Annotated in this window: 19 protein-coding genes; 13 read left to right on the top strand and 6 right to left on the bottom strand. The window is 72.3% G+C overall.

What is annotated here, in order from left to right:
* Positions 1 to 2: 2 nt before the first annotated feature.
* The 5 genes from RNL97_RS14995 to RNL97_RS14975 form a co-directional block, all read right to left on the bottom strand.
* Positions 3 to 1,469: a HAMP domain-containing sensor histidine kinase gene (locus RNL97_RS14995; protein WP_030582064.1), complete on the bottom strand. Its 1,467-nt coding sequence runs from the start codon at positions 1,467 to 1,469 to the stop codon at positions 3 to 5.
* Positions 1,466 to 2,206 (bottom strand): response regulator transcription factor, encoded by a 741-nt coding sequence (locus tag RNL97_RS14990; protein WP_030582061.1) that lies wholly within the window; start codon positions 2,204 to 2,206, stop codon positions 1,466 to 1,468. Before RNL97_RS14990 ends, RNL97_RS14995 begins: the two co-directional genes overlap by 4 nt.
* 70 nt (positions 2,207 to 2,276) lie before the next feature.
* Positions 2,277 to 3,338 carry a S1C family serine protease gene (locus tag RNL97_RS14985; RefSeq protein WP_313750786.1) on the bottom strand — a complete coding sequence of 354 codons (1,062 nt, stop codon included), beginning with the start codon at positions 3,336 to 3,338 and terminating at the stop codon, positions 2,277 to 2,279.
* Positions 3,339 to 3,428: 90 nt separating this feature from the next.
* Positions 3,429 to 4,469: a LacI family DNA-binding transcriptional regulator gene (locus RNL97_RS14980; RefSeq protein WP_030582056.1), complete on the bottom strand. Its 1,041-nt coding sequence runs from the start codon at positions 4,467 to 4,469 to the stop codon at positions 3,429 to 3,431.
* Between the two features lie 24 nt (positions 4,470 to 4,493).
* Positions 4,494 to 5,300, bottom strand: a complete 807-nt coding sequence (locus tag RNL97_RS14975; RefSeq protein WP_030582052.1) for a response regulator transcription factor — start codon at positions 5,298 to 5,300, stop codon at positions 4,494 to 4,496.
* Between the two features lie 269 nt (positions 5,301 to 5,569).
* Here RNL97_RS14975 and RNL97_RS14970 point away from each other — a divergent pair, with 269 nt between their 5' ends.
* From RNL97_RS14970 to RNL97_RS14940, 8 genes are all read left to right on the top strand, one after another.
* The gene (locus RNL97_RS14970; RefSeq protein WP_234313389.1) at positions 5,570 to 6,520 is read left to right on the top strand and encodes an alpha/beta hydrolase; all 951 of its coding nucleotides are present in this window, start codon (positions 5,570 to 5,572) and stop codon (positions 6,518 to 6,520) included.
* Between the two features lie 58 nt (positions 6,521 to 6,578).
* Positions 6,579 to 6,833 carry a MoaD/ThiS family protein gene (locus RNL97_RS14965; RefSeq protein WP_006125697.1) on the top strand — a complete coding sequence of 85 codons (255 nt, stop codon included), beginning with the start codon at positions 6,579 to 6,581 and terminating at the stop codon, positions 6,831 to 6,833.
* 10 nt (positions 6,834 to 6,843) lie between these two features.
* On the top strand, positions 6,844 to 8,235 hold the full coding sequence (locus tag RNL97_RS14960) for a hypothetical protein (protein WP_313750785.1): 1,392 nt from the start codon (positions 6,844 to 6,846) through the stop codon (positions 8,233 to 8,235).
* A gap of 149 nt (positions 8,236 to 8,384) precedes the next feature.
* Entirely contained in the window at positions 8,385 to 9,074 is a 690-nt protein-coding gene (locus RNL97_RS14955; protein ID WP_030582043.1) for an LmeA family phospholipid-binding protein, read from the top strand.
* Between the two features lie 229 nt (positions 9,075 to 9,303).
* A complete protein-coding gene (locus RNL97_RS33105; protein WP_350310325.1) occupies positions 9,304 to 9,384 on the top strand; it encodes a putative leader peptide in 81 nt (26 codons plus the stop codon).
* A 186-nt stretch (positions 9,385 to 9,570) separates the two neighbouring features.
* Positions 9,571 to 10,410, top strand: coding sequence for a sulfurtransferase (locus RNL97_RS14950; RefSeq protein WP_030582040.1), 840 nt, complete (start codon positions 9,571 to 9,573; stop codon positions 10,408 to 10,410).
* A 39-nt stretch (positions 10,411 to 10,449) separates the two neighbouring features.
* On the top strand, positions 10,450 to 10,737 hold the full coding sequence (locus RNL97_RS14945; protein WP_003968135.1) for a DUF1416 domain-containing protein: 288 nt from the start codon (positions 10,450 to 10,452) through the stop codon (positions 10,735 to 10,737).
* A 139-nt stretch (positions 10,738 to 10,876) separates the two neighbouring features.
* The gene (locus RNL97_RS14940; RefSeq protein ID WP_313750784.1) at positions 10,877 to 11,134 is read left to right on the top strand and encodes a DUF3099 domain-containing protein; all 258 of its coding nucleotides are present in this window, start codon (positions 10,877 to 10,879) and stop codon (positions 11,132 to 11,134) included.
* A gap of 4 nt (positions 11,135 to 11,138) precedes the next feature.
* On the opposite strand, the gene RNL97_RS14935 is transcribed toward RNL97_RS14940, so the two are convergent.
* On the bottom strand, positions 11,139 to 11,501 hold the full coding sequence (locus RNL97_RS14935) for a DsrE family protein (RefSeq protein ID WP_093807666.1): 363 nt from the start codon (positions 11,499 to 11,501) through the stop codon (positions 11,139 to 11,141).
* A gap of 106 nt (positions 11,502 to 11,607) precedes the next feature.
* Between RNL97_RS14935 and RNL97_RS14930 the strand changes: the two genes are divergently transcribed.
* From RNL97_RS14930 to RNL97_RS14910, 5 genes are all read left to right on the top strand, one after another.
* A complete protein-coding gene (locus RNL97_RS14930) occupies positions 11,608 to 12,450 on the top strand; it encodes a hypothetical protein (RefSeq protein WP_374115131.1) in 843 nt (280 codons plus the stop codon).
* Complete coding sequence (locus tag RNL97_RS14925) at positions 12,447 to 13,268, top strand: hypothetical protein (RefSeq protein WP_243314319.1); 822 nt, start codon at positions 12,447 to 12,449, stop codon at positions 13,266 to 13,268. Before RNL97_RS14930 ends, RNL97_RS14925 begins: the two co-directional genes overlap by 4 nt.
* Positions 13,265 to 14,215 carry a hypothetical protein gene (locus RNL97_RS14920; protein ID WP_030582030.1) on the top strand — a complete coding sequence of 317 codons (951 nt, stop codon included), beginning with the start codon at positions 13,265 to 13,267 and terminating at the stop codon, positions 14,213 to 14,215. The genes RNL97_RS14925 and RNL97_RS14920 overlap by 4 nt, the downstream gene beginning before the upstream one ends.
* Before the next feature lie 280 nt (positions 14,216 to 14,495).
* Positions 14,496 to 15,068 carry a heme-binding beta-barrel domain-containing protein gene (locus RNL97_RS14915; RefSeq protein WP_030582028.1) on the top strand — a complete coding sequence of 191 codons (573 nt, stop codon included), beginning with the start codon at positions 14,496 to 14,498 and terminating at the stop codon, positions 15,066 to 15,068.
* A gap of 61 nt (positions 15,069 to 15,129) precedes the next feature.
* Positions 15,130 to 15,594, top strand: a complete 465-nt coding sequence (locus RNL97_RS14910) for a Fur family transcriptional regulator (protein WP_030582024.1) — start codon at positions 15,130 to 15,132, stop codon at positions 15,592 to 15,594.
* The last annotated feature ends 1 nt before the right edge of the window (position 15,595 follow it).

Below are 15,595 nucleotides of genomic sequence, written 5' to 3'. Positions count from 1 at the left end.
CCTCACATCTCCGGCGGCGGCGTCGGCGCTCCCGGCAGCGTCAGCGCCGCCACCGTGCCGGGGCCCCCGTCCGGGGCCGGGCGCAGGGCGATCGTCCCACCCGCCTGGTGCACCGTACGGGCCACGATGGACAGGCCCAGGCCCGAGCCGGGGAGCTGGCGGGCGGTCGGGGAGCGCCAGAAGCGCTCGAAGACGTGGGGGAGTTCCTCGGCCGGGATGCCGGGGCCCCGGTCCCGTACCGCCAGCTCGCCCCGGTGCAGCCGCACGTCGATCGTGGCGCGGGGCGGGCTGAACTTCACCGCGTTGTCCAGGACGTTGACGATCGCCCGCTCCAGCGCGGCCGGCTCCGCCCGTACGTACCAGGGGGCCAGGTCCTCCGTGATCGTCAGCTCCGGGCCGCGCAGGCGGGCGCGGCGCAGGGCGGTGCGGGTGATCTCGTGCAGGGCCACCACCTGGAGCGGGCCCGGCTCGGCCGCGTCCGGGCGGGCCAGCTCCTGGAGGTCGCCGATCAGCGCGGCCAGCTCCGTCATCTGCGCCTTGACCGAGGCCATCAGGGCCTTGCGGTCCTCGGGCGGGATCACCCGGCCGGTCTCGTCGCTGCGGGCCAGCAGCTCCACGTTCGTCCGCAGCGAGGTCAGCGGGGTGCGCAGCTCGTGGCCCGCGTCCGCGATCAACTGGGACTGGCGGTCGCGGGAGGAGGCGAGCCGGGCGGCCATGGAGTTGAAGGAGTTCGACAGACGGGCGATCTCGTCCTCGCCGTCGACCGGGATGCGGACCGTCAGGTCCTCCGTGCGCGCCACGTGCTCGACCGCCTCGGTGAGTTCGTCCACCGGGCGCAGCCCCGCCCGCGCCACCCACAGTCCGGCCGCGCCCGCGCCGACGACGCCGATGCCTCCGACGAGGGCCAGCACCCAGGCGAGCGTGGAGAGCGGCGCGTCGATCTCGCTGAGCGGGCGGGCCACCGAGACGGCCAGCTCGTTGTTGGCCTGGCCGGAGCTGACCACCGGCGGCAGCTTGCGGGTGTAGACCCGCATGTCCTGTCCGGCGTCGTTCTCCGTCGTGTGCAGGGCGTCGGGCTCCCGCCCCGCGGCCACGGCGATGTCGTCGGGCTGGGCGGGGACGGGCGTCGTGTTCGGGGCCGTGCAGTAGTCGCCGTTCGCCGCGACGATCTGCACGGTGTACTGGCCGGGGAACTCCTGGGCGGGCAGCTGCCCGCCGCTCAGGCACGAGGTCAGCAGATCGCGCATCGGCGCGTTGTCCATCTTCGCGTTGCGCAGCGAGTCGTCGAGCTGGTCCTCCAACTGCTCCCGGGTCACGAACCAGCACGCCACCGCCACCGCCGCGACCGCCACCGCGACCGCCGTGGCCACCAGCAGCGCCAGCCGGGAGCGCAGCGGCAGCGCCCGGAAACGGCGCACCGGACGCAGGCCCCGCCGCCGTCCGTCCGCGACGGCCGTCGATCCGCTCACGCCTCTCCGCTCCCGCCGGTACGCAGCGCGTACCCCACCCCGCGCACGGTGTGGACGAGGCGGGGCTCGCCGCCCGCCTCCGTCTTGCGGCGCAGGTACATCACGTACACGTCCAGGGAGTTGGAGCTCGGCTCGAAGTCGAAGCCCCAGACGGCCTTGAGGATCTGCTCCCGGGTCAGCACCTGGCGCGGGTGCGACAAGAACATCTCCAGCAGCGTGAACTCCGTACGGGTCAGCTCCACCCGCCGCTCGCCCCGGGTGACCTCGCGGGTGGCCAGGTCCATCCGCAGGTCGGCGAAGGACAGCACGTCGTCGTCGGGGGCCTCCGCGCCCGCCGCCGCTGCCGACGCGTACGAGCTGCGGCGCAGCAGGGCCCGGATCCGGGCGAACAGCTCGTCCAGCTCGAACGGCTTGACCAGGTAGTCGTCCGCCCCCGCGTCGAGGCCGGTGACCCGGTCCCCGACGGTGTCGCGGGCGGTGAGCATCAGGATGGGCGTGGTCGAACCGGTGGCCCGGATGCGGCGGGCGGCGGTGAGCCCGTCCATCCGGGGCATCTGGATGTCCAGGACGATGAGGTCGGGGGCGTACGCCTCGGCCATCGCCAGGGCGTCGTACCCGTCGACCGCGACCTGCGTCCCGTACCCCTCGAAGGCGAGGCTGCGCCGCAGCGCCTCGCGCACGGCCGGCTCGTCGTCGACGATCAGGATGCGCTGGGGATCGTCTTCGGCGGGGCTCATCGCTGTCTCGTCCTCTTCTCGTGTCGACCTGGTCCGTCCGCCCTGCGGGGGCGCTCTCAGCCTTGCACGGTCAGGAGCCGTTCCCCGCGCGCAGGGCGTCCAGGTCGGCCTTGAGCGTGTTCACCGGGATCGCGAAGCCGAGCCCCACGCTGCCCGCCGAGGAACCGCTGCCCGCAGCCGCGGAACTGGGCGCGTACATCGCGGAGTTGATGCCGATGATCTCCCCGTCCATGTTGATCAGCGCGCCACCGGAGTTGCCGGGGTTGAGCGAGGCGTCGGTCTGGAGCGCCTTGTACGTGGTGGTCTCCTCGCCCGTGTCGCCGTTGAACTGCTGCCCGCCGAACTCGAACGGCCACTCCTGGCCGCCCTGGCGGCCCTGGTCCTGCCCCTGTCCGGAGCTGCCGGAGTCGTCCTTGGCGACCGTGACGTCCCGGTCGAGCGCGGAGACGATGCCGCTGGTGACGGTGCCCGTCAGGCCCTCGGGCGAGCCGATCGCCACGACCTGCTCGCCGACCTCGACCTTGGAGGAGTCGCCCAGCGTCGCCGTCTTCAGCCCGCTCGCGTCCCGGAGCTTGATGAGCGCGAGGTCCTTGCCGGGGTCGGTGCCCACGACGTCGGCGGTGTACGTCCTGCCGGTGGAGAGGGTGACCTGGATCTGCTGCGCGCCCGAGACGACGTGGTTGTTGGTGACGATCTCGCCGTCCCCGGTGATCACCACACCGGATCCGGTGGACTTGCCCGCCGACGAGGCCGCGCCGATCTCCACGATCGCGGGCGAGACGGCCTCCGCGACGCCCGCCACCGTGCCCTTGCTGCTCTGCGAGACGGTGGTGCCGTTGACCGCGCCGCCCGAACCGGTGGCGGCGGAGTTCTGGCCGTTCAGCTGGCCGACGAGGGTGGCGGTGCCGCCGCCGATCACGCCCGCCGCGATCGCCACCGCCGCCAGCAGCGCCACCGGCCGCTTCACCTTGCGCCTGCCGGTGGCGGGGGCGTACGGGGGCGGCGGCGGGTAGCCCCCGGCCGCAGTGGCGTACGCGGTGCCGTCGTGCGCCGTTCCGTCGTACGGGTACGAGGCCGGGTCCTGGTCCGTCGAGTGCGCGCCGCTCGGGCGAAGGTTCTCCGTCATGTCCATCAGGCTGATCGGCGAAGATGAGAACGGCCTGAGTACGTCCTGAGAAGCCCGGAAGAACCGCGTATGCCCGCTGTAAAAGACCGAAGCGGGTCAGGCGGACGCGGAGGGTTCCCCGCAGCCGCAGGAGCGCCGGACCACCAGCGCGGAGGGGAACTGCTTCAGCCGCTCCCGCCGCGATCCGGTAACCCGCAGCGCGTCGTCCAGCACCAGGTCGACGGCCGCCCGGGCCATCGCCGGACGGTCGGAGTGGACGGTGGTCAGCGGCGGATCGGTGAGACCCGCCTCCTTCACGTCGTCGAAGCCCGCCACCGCCAGCCCGCCCGGCACGTCGATGCGCAGCTCACGGGCGGCCCGCAGCACACCGAAGGCCTGGTCGTCCGTGGCGCAGAAGATCGCCGGCGGCCGGTCCGGTCCTGACAGCAGACCGAGGGCCACCTGGTAGGCGTCGTAGCGGTTGTACGGGGCCTGGAACAGCCGGCCCTCCGTGGAACGGCCCGACTCGTGCATCGCCCGCCGCCAGCCCTCGACGTGGTCGGCGACCGGGTCGCCGACCGAGGGGGTCTCCTCCGTGCCGCCGAGGCAGGCCACGTACGGATGGCCGTGCTCCAGCAGATGCCGGGTGGCGAGCTGGGCGCCGCCCACGTCGTCGGTGACCACGGCGACGTCGTCGATCGCCTCGGGGCGCTCGTGCAGCAGGACGACCCGGGCGTCCCAGGCCTCGATCTCGGCGGCGGCGCGCTCGCTGGGACCCTGGCTGACCAGGATCAGCCCGGAGACCCGCATCCCGAGGAAGGCCCGCAGATAGTGGACCTCGCGCTCGTCGCGGTAGTCGGAATTGCCGACGAGCACCATTTTCCCGCGCTCGGCGGCGGCCTGTTCGACCGCGTGCGCCATCTCCGCGAAGAACGGCTGCCGGGCGTCCGGCACGATCATGCCTATGAGGTCCGTGCGGCGCGAGGCCATGGCCTGGGCGACCCGGTCGGGCCGGTAGCCCAGCTGCTTGATCGCGGCGAGCACCCGCTCGCGCGTGGCCGGGGCGACCGGCCGGGGTCCGTTGTTGATGACGTAGCTGACGACCGCGGTCGACGTCCCCGCCAGTCTCGCCACATCGTCCCGCGTCACCTTGGCCACGCGCGGCAGTCTACGCGGATGGACCTATCCCTTGGCAGCCCGGACCGGGGCTTCTTCCTCCGCCGTGGCCGAAGAGGACTGCTCCGATCGGGCGACGGTGCCGTCCGGCTTCTGCCGGGCGGCGGCCCGGTCCTTCGCCTCCTCCGCCGCGCGCTCGACCTTCTCCGGCACGACGAAGCGGTAGCCGACGTTGCGGACGGTCCCGATCAGCGACTCGTGCTCGGGTCCGAGCTTGGCGCGCAGCCGCCGTACGTGGACGTCGACCGTCCGCGTACCACCGAAGTAGTCGTACCCCCAGACCTCCTGCAGGAGCTGGGCGCGGGTGAACACCCGGCCCGGGTGCTGGGCGAGGTATTTCAGCAGTTCGAACTCCTTGAAGGTCAGGTCCAGGACCCGGCCCTTGAGTTTCGCGCTGTACGTCGCCTCGTCGACGGAGAGATCACCGTTGCGGATCTCCATCGGGGAGTCGTCGGAGGTGATCTGCTGGCGGCCCATGGCCAGGCGCAGCCGCGCCTCGACCTCCGCCGGCCCCGCCGTGTCCAGCAGGACGTCGTCCACGCCCCAGTCGGCGGTGACGGCCGCGAGGCCGCCCTCGGTGACGACGAGGATCAGCGGACAGCCGGGCCCCGTGGACCGCAGCAGCTGACAGAGCGAGCGGACCTGCGGAAGGTCCCGCCGGCCGTCGACGAGGATCACGTCGGCGCCCGGGGTGTCCACGAGGGCCGGGCCCTCGGCCGGAGCCACCCGCACGCTGTGGAGCAGCAGCCCCAGCGCGGGGAGCACCTCCGTCGACGGTTGGAGTGCGTTCGTGAGAAGCAGGAGTGAACTCATCGCCGCCCACCTGCCTGGTTCGGTCGATCGTGTTGCACGGTTCGCTCGCCCATTACGTCGGTCCTCCTCGTTCCCTGCGAGAGGGGCACTCCCGGGTCGGACCCGGGGGAGTATGCGGCACTGCTTCGTACGTCAAGCGGGTATGGCGTGCGGTCCCGCGCCCCGGGGACCGCTGAGCTTGTGGAAACGTCGCCGTAACAACGCTCGTAAAGCACAAAAGGACCCGGGGGCTGCATTGCCCGGATCCTCTTCGCAGCAGAATAGCCCACATGAGTTCCGTGTCCGAGGGTCGATTCCGGGGTTCCTCTGTTCCCTTGCTCACGCCGCCCCCACGATTCGCCACATTGCTGACGGATGACGGCGTGCCGGTCGAAGCGGTGTACGAGCCGTGTACGGCGGGCTTCGGAGCGCCGGGCGACCGGGTCGCCGGGGCCCTTGCCGCGACCCCGGCGACGACCCCCGCGATCGTCGTGGCGCACGGGTTCACCGGGTCGGCCGACCGCCCCGCCGTACGCCGTGCCGCCCGGGTGTTCGCCCAGCGTGCGGCCGTGATCACGTTCTCGTTCCGGGGCCACGGGCGGTCCGGCGGTCGCTCCACGGTGGGCGACCGCGAGGTGCTCGACCTGGCGGCGGCGGTGGCCTGGGCGCGGCAGCTCGGGCATACCCGGGTGGTGACGGTCGGGTTCTCGATGGGCGGCTCGGTGGTGCTCCGGCACGGCGCTCTGTATACGGCGGACCCCGTCGCCAAAGGCGCGGAATCCGAGGCCGGGGGTACACCCGTTCGCGTGCCGGAGCGCGAGGGGCGCATACGGCGCACAGAGGCGCACTCGGACGCGGTGGTCTCCGTCAGTGCGCCCGCCCGTTGGTACTACCGGGGGACGGCCCCGATGCGCCGGCTGCACTGGGTGGTCACCCGCCCCTCGGGCCGCCTCGTCGGCCGCTACGGCTTCCGTACCCGGATCGCGACCGAGGACTGGGACCCCGTCCCGCTCTCCCCGGTCGCCTCGGTCCCGCTCATCGCCCCGGCCCCGCTGCTGCTCGTGCACGGCGACCGGGACCCCTACTTCCCGCTGGACCACCCCAGGATGCTGGCGGAGGCGGCCGGCCCCGGCGGCGCGGAGCTGTGGGTGGAGCGGGGGATGGGCCACGCCGAGAACGCGGCGGACGACGCCCTCCTGGCCCGCATCGCCGACTGGGCGACGGTCGCACCGCCCGCGTGACCCATCATGGAGAGCTGACGCACGAGGCGTCCGACGAACCGACCGAAGGAGTGGCGCCATGGCAGCGGGAACGATCCGCTACTGGGCTGCGGCGAAGGCCGCCGCGGGCACCGCGGAGGAGCCGTACGCGGCGGCGACCCTCGCCGAGGCGCTCGACGCGGTGCGCGAGAGGCACCCCGGCGAGCTGAGCCAGGTGCTCCGGCGGTGCTCGTTCCTCGTCGACGGGGACCCCGTGGGGACCCGCGAGCATGAGACCGTACGCCTTGCCGAGGGCGGCACGGTCGAGGTGCTCCCGCCGTTCGCAGGAGGGTGAACCGCAGGCCATGAGCAGCAGCGATCAGCAGTACCCGTATCCGTACGACCCCGAGCACCCGCGGCGGCCCGTGCCGCCGCAGTGGCCCGACGGCACGGCCGGGCAGCACGGCGGCCCCCAGGACCCGGCCGCCTTCGACCAGGGCGGCACGCAGACGTGGCAGGCGCCGACCTGGGACACGCAGTACCAGCCGGCGATCCGCCCGGAGGGGGACCCGGGGCAGGGCCAGGGCCAGGGGTACGGTTACGGCCAGGGCCACGGGTACGGCCAGCAGCAGCCGCAGCAGTCGGAGCCGTACGGGCAGCAGCCCCAGCCCCACACGCGGCCCCAGCCCCACACCTACGGACAGCAGCAGCCCGCGCCCGATCCGTACGGGACGCCTCAGCCGCACCCTCCGTACCAGCAGCCGTACCCGGGACAGCACCAGCAGCAGGCGTACCCCCACCCGGCCGCCGACACCGCCTACCTGCCGCCCCAGGGGGCCTCGGGCTCCTACCCGCTGCCGCCCGAGGTCCCGGCCGCGCCCGCCGCACCGGCCACTCCCGCACCTGCTCCCGTGTCCGAACCGGTGACCGCGCCCGCCACCGCGCAGCCGGGTCCCGGCGACACCGGTTACAGCGCGCCCACGACGCTCGGCAACGCCCGGATCACCGATGCCCAGCGGGCCCGCGCCGAGGGGCGCTCGCCGATCATCGCGCCGGGGATGCAGCCCGCCGCGCTCACCGCCGCGCTCGGCCTGCTGCTCGCGGGCGGCGCGGCGATCGGGACGTACGCCCTGCTCGTCCCGGTGGTGCTCCTCCAGGCGGTGACCGCCGCCGGCTGGTTCCGGCTCAACGGCATGTGGCCCGCCCGCCAGGGCATCGCGCTCGCCTTCGCCGGGGGCCTGGTCGCCGATGTCGCCCTGCTCGCGGCGGGCCGGGAGCACGGCCCCGCCGCGCTGCTGGGCACCCTCGGCGTCTGGGTGCTGCTCACCGTGGTCCTCCAGCTCCGCAGCCACGCGGGAGCCGACGAGCGGATGTACGGCCTGATGGCCACCGTCGTCTCCGCGTCCCTCGCGGTGCTCGCGGGCGGACACCTCGCGGCGGCCCCGGACGCGGTGGTCGTCGGCGGGGCGGCCGTCGCGGCGGCCGCACTCGTCCGCGCCCTTCCGCTGCCCGGCGCGGCCTCCCTCGCGTTGGCGCTGCTCACGGGGGTGGGCGCGGGCCTCGTCTTCGGCAACACGACCGGCATCGGGCCGCAGGGCGCGCTGCTCGGTCTCGCGGCGGCCGGCTGCGCGCTCATCGGGCTGCGCGTGGCGAGCTACGACTACCCCTCGCGGTTCGTGCACATGACCGCCGGGGTGGCGCTCCCGCTGACCCTGGCGGCCCCGGCCGTCTACGTGGTCGGCCGCGCCCTTCTCTGACCGCCGGCCACTGCTGCGGACGGCTGCTGACGGCCCCTCGGGAACCACCGGGGGGCCGTCGGTCGTCGATCATCCAGGGCGTCCACTCCTGGCGCAGTAGGCTCATGGGCGCCAGGGGGACCGATCGGCTCAGGGTGGGGAATCGAGACATGCGCGCACTGCGAATACTGCTGGTTCTGGTGGTGGTGCTCGGCGGCCTCTTCCTCGCCGTCGACCGCGCGGCCGTCTGGTACGCCGAGTCCGAGGCCGAGGACCGGGTCACGATCAGCGGGGGCGGCCCCGCCACGACGGAGATCTCGATCAAGGGCTTCCCCTTCCTCACCCAGCTCGCCGGATCGCGGCTGGACCGGGTCGACGTCAACCTCACCGGGATGCAGACCAGCGCCGCGGGCCGCACGGTCCGGGTCAGCGAGGTCCGGGCCCGGCTCCACGACGTGAAGCTCGGCTCCGGCTACCGCAGCGCGACCGCCACCCGCGCCGCCGGCACCGCGCTCGTCACCTACGAGGACCTCACGGCAGTCGCCAGCGACGGCGTCGTCGTGGAGTACGGCGGCAAGGGCAAGGCGAAGGTCACCGGCACGGTCGAGATCCTCGGCCGGCCGATCTCGCGCAGCGTGCTGTCCACCGTGACCCGCGTCGACGGCCACACGATCAAGGTGCGCGCGGACGAGGTGCCGGGCTCGGGGATCCCCGGGGTCGAGGACCTGGTCCGCAGCAGGACCGACTTCGAGGGCGACATCGACGGGCTGCCCGAGGGGCTGGAGCTCCAGGACGTCAAGGTGACCGAGAAGGGCCTGGAGATCTCGGTGACCGGCTCGGACGTCTCCCTGACCGGCTGACGGGCCGGCCGGCTGATCGGCTCCGACGCCGCCCCGACCGGCTGATCCACCCCTCGATCCGGATGGTGAGACGCCCGCGTCCGGTCCGCAGATGCGGGGAAGGCCCGGGGGTCCCGGCGGCGGATCCCGGGACGGATCGCCGCTCTTCCGTCTCGCATCACGGATGATCGTGTCTCACCATGCGACACGACGGTGACATCTCCGTCCGTACCTCCCTACGATCGGACGCATGAAGCGACAGGCGGATCTCACGAAGCGGCGGGCAGTAGACCTGTGCCGCGTCGCCGCCATGCTCTGTCGCACCTTCTGAGCGGGACGCTCGCACCGCCGCAGCCGCCCCGCTTCCCCCGGCCCTCCGACCGTCGCCCCTCGACCGTCACCAGGGCCGGCCCCGTGCCCCGTACGCGCCGCGTTCCGTGCCTCCGCGTGTACACCCGCACCCAGCAACTCCGCATCTCGCACCACCCCGCCGCAGACTGCCCCGGAGGAGAACAACATGAGCCGCAGCGACGTCCTGGTAGACGCCGACTGGGTCGAGGCCCACATCGACGACCCGCAGGTCGCGATCGTCGAGGTGGACGAGGACACCTCGGCGTACGAGAAGAACCACATCAAGAACGCGATCCGGATCGACTGGACCAAGGACCTCCAGGACCCGGTCCGCCGTGACTTCGTCGACCAGGCCGGCTTCGAGAAGCTGCTCAGCGAGAAGGGCATCGCCAACGACACGCTGGTCGTCCTCTACGGCGGCAACAACAACTGGTTCGCCTCGTACGCCTACTGGTACTTCAAGCTGTACGGCCACGAGAACGTCAAGCTCCTCGACGGCGGCCGCAAGAAGTGGGAGCTGGACTCCCGAGACCTGACCGACGCCGTCCCCACGCGCCCGGCCACCCAGTACACGGCCAAGCCGCAGGACGAGTCGATCCGCGCCTACCGCGACGACGTCGTCAAGGCCATCGGCAACCAGAACCTGGTCGACGTGCGCTCGCCCGACGAGTTCAGCGGCAAGCTGCTGGCCCCGGCCCACCTCCCGCAGGAGCAGTCGCAGCGCCCCGGCCACGTGCCGAGCGCCCGCAACATCCCGTGGTCGAAGAACGCCAACGACGACGGCACCTTCAAGTCGGACGACGAGCTGAAGGCCCTCTACGAGGCCGAGCAGGTCGACCTGTCGAAGGACACCATCGCCTACTGCCGCATCGGTGAGCGCTCCGCGCTCACCTGGTTCGTGCTCCACGAGCTGCTCGGCCAGGAGAACGTCAAGAACTACGACGGTTCCTGGACCGAGTACGGCTCCCTCGTCGGCGTGCCGATCGAGCTCGGCGCCAACAAGTAACCCACCGACCAGCACCACGACGACCCGAAGGACAGAACCATGTGTGGAGCACAGGCCGGTGGCCCCGACGCTTCGACGATCAAGCCCGGTGAGACCACCATCCAGGGCAGCGTGACCCGCGACGGCGAGCCCGTCACCGGCTACGTGCGCCTCCTGGACTCGACCGGCGAGTTCACCGCCGAGGTCCCGACCTCGGCGACCGGACAGTTCCGGTTCTACGCCGCCGAGGGCACCTGGACGCTCCGCGCCCTGGTTCCGGGCGGCAGCGCCGACCGCACGGTCGTCGCGCAGACCGGCGGACTCTCCGAGGTCGCCATCGCCGTCTGATCCCTCACCGGATCCGCGGTACGCCGTCTCCCACGGCACACCGAACGGCCGAAGGGCCGCACCCCAGGGGGTTGGACGCCACCTGACGCGGGGTGCGGCCCTTCGTGCCGTCCGGCGGCCGGAGTCCTAGGCTGGAACCATGTACGCCCGACGCAGGAGGAACTACTTCCTGATGATGGGCGGATGCCTCGTGCTCTTCGTGTCCGCCTGGTCCGTGGTGCGCCTGTGGTCCATGCCCGCCGCCATCGCCATGTGCGTCCTCGCCATGGTGATCCCGCCGATCGCCGCGATGACCGCCAACCGGCGGGGACCGGAGGACCGTTGGTGGGACGACCCCTCCGGCGACCCGGAGTCCGACGAGTGGTGGGACGAGCTGGACGGCAAGAAGCGGCGCTGAGCTGTCAGTAGACGAGCGCCTGCGTGTCGTCGGCCATGGCCTCCTGCACGAACACCTGCGCACCCGCGATGCGTACGCCCTCCAGCACGTCCTTCTCCGTGATGTCGCGCCGCGCCGCGCACTGGGTGCACAGGGTGATCCGGCCGCCGGCCAGGATCGAGTCCAGCAGGTCGGGCAGGGGGGCGGCGTGCGGCAGCTCGAACTCGGCGGCCCGGCCCGGCAGCGCGAACCACGAGGACTCCCCGGTCAGCCAGAGCGAGACCTCCACCCCGCTGGCGACGCCCACGGCCGCCACGGTGAAGGCCTGCGAACAGCGCTCGGCGGCCTCGGGTCCGGCGGTCACCTTGATCACAAGCTTCTTCGGCATATGCCGAACTGTAATCGTCAGGGAGACAACCTCCCTGCCTCCCTGAGGGTCACTTGTGCGCGCAGGTAAGGGAACCCGCGCTTCAGGTCTCTTGGGGGGACCCCTTTTGGAACCGAACGACACTATTCCTGCCGCGCGGCCCGGCCCAGGTGAGCTCGCTGAGCCGCCCGGCGCCGGTGGGCCTGTCGAGCCGCCCGCCCCGCCCGCCCGCCGGCGGCCGCGCGGCCGTACGACGCTGATCATCGCGGCCGCGGCACTGCTCGGGATCGTGGGCGGGGTCGCCGTGGGCTACGGCGTCCAGGCGGAGCGGAAGCCGACGCCGCCGGCCGCCCTGTCGCAGCCCGGCGTCGGCTACCCAGGGAAGCCGCTCTCCGCCGACCGGGCCCCGGCCCCGCTGCCCGCCGCGCAGGACCGGCGGGTCAAGACGGACGGAGACCTGCGCAAGCTGCTCATCGACCGGCCCAAGGGCACACGGAAGACGCTCATCGACGAACTGGGCCTCGGTGACGGCTGGGAGCCGCTCGACCAGTACGTCGAGAGGTACTACGAAGATCCGCACTACATGTTCGAGTCGCTGGCCGGGCTCGACCTGCGCCGGGTCGCCTCGGTCGCCTGGGAGCAGGGGCGGCACCGGGAGACCGAGGTCTGGCTGCTCCAGTTCCGGTCCGGCGATCAGCACGGGGCGTCGGAGCAGTTCGACGACCAGATCATGTATATGCCGTGGGACAAGGACGGCGCGGGCAACACGGGCGACGCGATCAAGGGCAGCCGCGAGGGCCGGTACTTCCTCTACCCGGTCGAGCGGAAGGCCGGATACCTCCCGTCCTACCGGGCCAGGGCCCTCGCCGTACGCGGCGACATCGCCCTCGACATCAGCATTTTCGACACCTCCCCGATCAGCAAGAAGGACATCCGGACGCTGGCCGAGCGACAGTTGGAGCGTCTGTGACCGACGACGACACGAACCCCGTGACCCAGCCGGTGGCCGACCCCGCGACCGAGCCCGCCCCCGACGGGGGACACCGGGGACACCGGGTGCGCCGGGTGGTGCTGACCGCGCTGCCCGTCGTCCTGGTGCTCGGCGCGATCGGCGGCGCGGCCGGTTACACGAAGAACACCGTGGACGCCGCCGACCGGACGGTCACGACCACGATCTGGGACGAGGACCACGTACCGAAGGGCAAGGACCCGGCGGGCGATCCGTCCCGCGGCCGCCACGACACCGAGCTGGCCGAGCTGCTGCTCCCGGTGCCGAAGGGGTACCGCCTCGGCCCGGACATCGGCGATCTCGGCAACGACAGCGAGACGAGCGGCGCCAAGGCCTCGGCGGCGATGAAGGAGATGGGACGCGGCCTGGCGGGCAAGGAGCGCCGGGAGCTGAACAAGTTCGTCGACAAGCTGCGCATCCAGGGCATCGCGAAGCGCTCGTACCTCGCGGACTCCAACGACCTCCTGGTGAACGTCGAGGTCGTGAAGATGCGGGACAAGCGGGCGGTCCACCGGAACCACGCCGACCGCAAGGAGCTGCTGGACGGCGTCGACGAGCTCCGCAGGGGGCCGTCGATCGAGGGCCACAAGAAGGCCGCCTGCTACCGGCTGCCCAAGGGCGACAAGGACACCCTCGACGGTGTCCTCTGCATCGCCTACGAGGGTGAGGTCTCGGTCTCCGTCGAAGCGAGCGGCAGCAAGCCGTTCAGCCCGTCCGAGGTCGGGGACCTGGTGAAGGACCAGCTCGACCACATCGCGTCCCCGGGGGAGTACATATGAGCGAGCAGACGGTGACCCCTGGGGCGGGAGTGACACCCGAGGAGCCGGAGGCGCCTGTCGCGCCTTTGGAGGCCGTCCCGCCCGCCCCGCACCCGGTGCCCGAGGGCGCGCCCCCGCTGCCCGAGGCCCGGCCCGGGGTCCCCGTCGCCCCGCCCGGGGTGCCCGTCGCGGCCGACGCGGCGTCCAAGCCGCCCCGGCGGGTGCTGCGGGCCGTGGCGCGGTGGACGGCCGCCGCGCTGGCGTTCGGAGTGCTCGGCACCGGTACGGCCTTCGGGATCGCCTCGCTGGAGCGCACCGACGTCCCCGGGCTCGCCACCGAGGGCGACGGCCGCTGGGACTACCCGGAACTGTCCCTGCCCGCGCTCCCGGCCGGCTCGCCCCGGCCGTTCTCGCCCGGCAACCCGGCCGAGATCCACCACGCCGACCTGCGCGAACTGCTCCTTCCGGCCCCCGCCGGAGCGAAGCCCGACAAGAAGCTGACCGGCGGCTGGATCTCCACGGAGACCTTCCTCGACGCCTACCGGGAGCAGGACCGGCGGTCGGTGGCCCAGCTCCTGAAGGACGCGGCCCCGCGCCACATCGCGGCCCGCGGCTGGACCATGCCGGACGGCACGACGTCCCGGATCTACCTGGTGCGGTTCAACTCGACGGCGTTCGCGAGTCGCATGATCGACGACCTGGAAGTGGGGTCGTCGGCCGGTACGCCCCTGGCCCGTACGGACACCACCGACCTCGACCCCGCCTGGGGCTCGGCCGACGACATCGAGAACCTGTCCTCGTTCGTCTTCGCCGAGCAGGCGCCCTTCGGGGCCGAGCACGTCCGGCAGGCGTACACCCTGGCGGGGGACACGGTGGCCCTGGTCGTGCACGAGCGTCCCGGAAAGCGGCAGACGGCCCGCATCCCCTTCCAGCAGACGCTGATCCTGCAGAACCAGCTGCTCGCCTGAGGGCGCGCGCGGGCGCGGCCCGCGACCGGCACCTGAGCGAGAAGACCGGGCCCCCACCCATTAGGCTGGGGGCCCGGCCACGTCGCCGCCGCCAACCGCTCGTCACGAGGAGCCCCCTGTGCTTGAGGCATTCTTCACCGCCCTGCTGGTCCTGGTCTGCGTGGGCGTCACCGCCTTCGCCGCGATCACCGTGAAGAAGCTGTACCAGGGCCAGCGCTGACCCTCGACGCGCAACGGTTCCCCGCCCACCCCGCACCCTCACAGATCGTCTGAGCCGCTCATGATCGAGATTCCGTCCGACCTCCATCCGGACCTCGTCCCGCTGGCCTTCCTCCTCGGCAACTGGGCGGGCGCGGGCGTGTCCGACTTCCCGGGCGCCGAGAAGTGCAATTTCGGCCAGGAAGTCACCTTCAGCCACGACGGCCGGGACTTCCTGGAGTACGTCTCCCACACCTGGGTCCTGGACGAAGAGGGCAGGCAGGTCCGGCCGCTGGAGACCGAGAGCGGCTACTGGCGCATCGACAAGGACCGCAAGGTCGAGGTCGTCATGTCCCGCGACCAGGGCGTCATCGAGATCTGGTACGGCGAGCTGGCCGACCAGAAGCCGCAGATCGACCTGGTCACCGACGCGGTCGCCCGCACGGCGGCCTCCGGCCCGTACAGCGGTGGCAAGCGGCTCTACGGGTACGTCAAGAGCGACCTCATGTGGGTCGGCGAGAAGGCCACCCCCGAGGTCGAGCTGCGCCCGTACATGTCGGCGCACCTGAAGAAGGTCGTCACCCCCGAGGAGGTCGCCGAGATGGCGCGGAACCTCGAGGACATGCCGGACGACGGCATCGCGTTCTTCAAATAGAGCCGCAAGCGCCCGGACGCGGGACCGGCCGGGGTTTGACCACACGCCCTAGACTGGGCGTGTGGTGACCACCGACTGGAAGACCGATCTTCGGCAGCGCGGCTACCGGCTGACGCCCCAGCGGCAGCTCGTCCTGGAGGCGGTCGACGCCCTGGAGCACGGCACTCCGGACGACATCCTGTGCGAGGTGCGCAAGACGGCGTCCGGCGTGAACATCTCCACCGTGTACCGGACCCTGGAGCTCCTGGAGGAGCTCGGTCTGGTCAGCCACACGCATCTCGGCCACGGCGCCCCGTCGTACCACCTCGCCGACCGGCACCACCACATCCACCTGGTCTGCCGGGACTGCAAGGACGTCATCGAGGCGGACCTCTCCGTCGTCGCCGAGTTCACGCAGAAGCTGCGCGCCGACTTCGGCTTCGACACCGACATGAAGCACTTCGCCATCTTCGGCCGCTGCGCGGACTGCACGGCGGCGAAGGCGACGGCGCGGGACGCCGCGAAGGACGCCTCCGCCAAGTCGTAGG

Source organism: Streptomyces parvus, assembly GCF_032121415.1.
Taxonomy (GTDB): domain Bacteria; phylum Actinomycetota; class Actinomycetes; order Streptomycetales; family Streptomycetaceae; genus Streptomyces; species Streptomyces globisporus_A.
The sequence above is the reverse complement of the archived record's forward strand: the minus strand, read 5'-3'. Positions and strand labels throughout refer to the sequence as shown.

Bases quoted from the DNA above. Each gene is read 5' to 3' on its own strand.
- RNL97_RS14990 (WP_030582061.1), bottom strand. From the start codon at position 2,206: ATGAGCCCCGCCGAAGACGATCCCCAGCGCATCCTGATCGTCGACGAC.
- RNL97_RS14985 (WP_313750786.1), bottom strand. From the start codon at position 3,338: ATGGACATGACGGAGAACCTTCGCCCGAGCGGCGCGCACTCGACGGAC.
- RNL97_RS14975 (WP_030582052.1), bottom strand. From the start codon at position 5,300: ATGAGTTCACTCCTGCTTCTCACGAACGCACTCCAACCGTCGACGGAG.
- RNL97_RS14970 (WP_234313389.1), top strand. From the start codon at position 5,570: ATGAGTTCCGTGTCCGAGGGTCGATTCCGGGGTTCCTCTGTTCCCTTG.
- RNL97_RS14965 (WP_006125697.1), top strand. From the start codon at position 6,579: ATGGCAGCGGGAACGATCCGCTACTGGGCTGCGGCGAAGGCCGCCGCG.
- RNL97_RS14960 (WP_313750785.1), top strand. From the start codon at position 6,844: ATGAGCAGCAGCGATCAGCAGTACCCGTATCCGTACGACCCCGAGCAC.
- RNL97_RS14955 (WP_030582043.1), top strand. From the start codon at position 8,385: ATGCGCGCACTGCGAATACTGCTGGTTCTGGTGGTGGTGCTCGGCGGC.
- RNL97_RS33105 (WP_350310325.1), top strand. From the start codon at position 9,304: ATGAAGCGACAGGCGGATCTCACGAAGCGGCGGGCAGTAGACCTGTGC.
- RNL97_RS14950 (WP_030582040.1), top strand. From the start codon at position 9,571: ATGAGCCGCAGCGACGTCCTGGTAGACGCCGACTGGGTCGAGGCCCAC.
- RNL97_RS14945 (WP_003968135.1), top strand. From the start codon at position 10,450: ATGTGTGGAGCACAGGCCGGTGGCCCCGACGCTTCGACGATCAAGCCC.
- RNL97_RS14940 (WP_313750784.1), top strand. From the start codon at position 10,877: ATGTACGCCCGACGCAGGAGGAACTACTTCCTGATGATGGGCGGATGC.
- RNL97_RS14935 (WP_093807666.1), bottom strand. From the start codon at position 11,501: ATGCCGAAGAAGCTTGTGATCAAGGTGACCGCCGGACCCGAGGCCGCC.
- RNL97_RS14920 (WP_030582030.1), top strand. From the start codon at position 13,265: ATGAGCGAGCAGACGGTGACCCCTGGGGCGGGAGTGACACCCGAGGAG.
- RNL97_RS14915 (WP_030582028.1), top strand. From the start codon at position 14,496: ATGATCGAGATTCCGTCCGACCTCCATCCGGACCTCGTCCCGCTGGCC.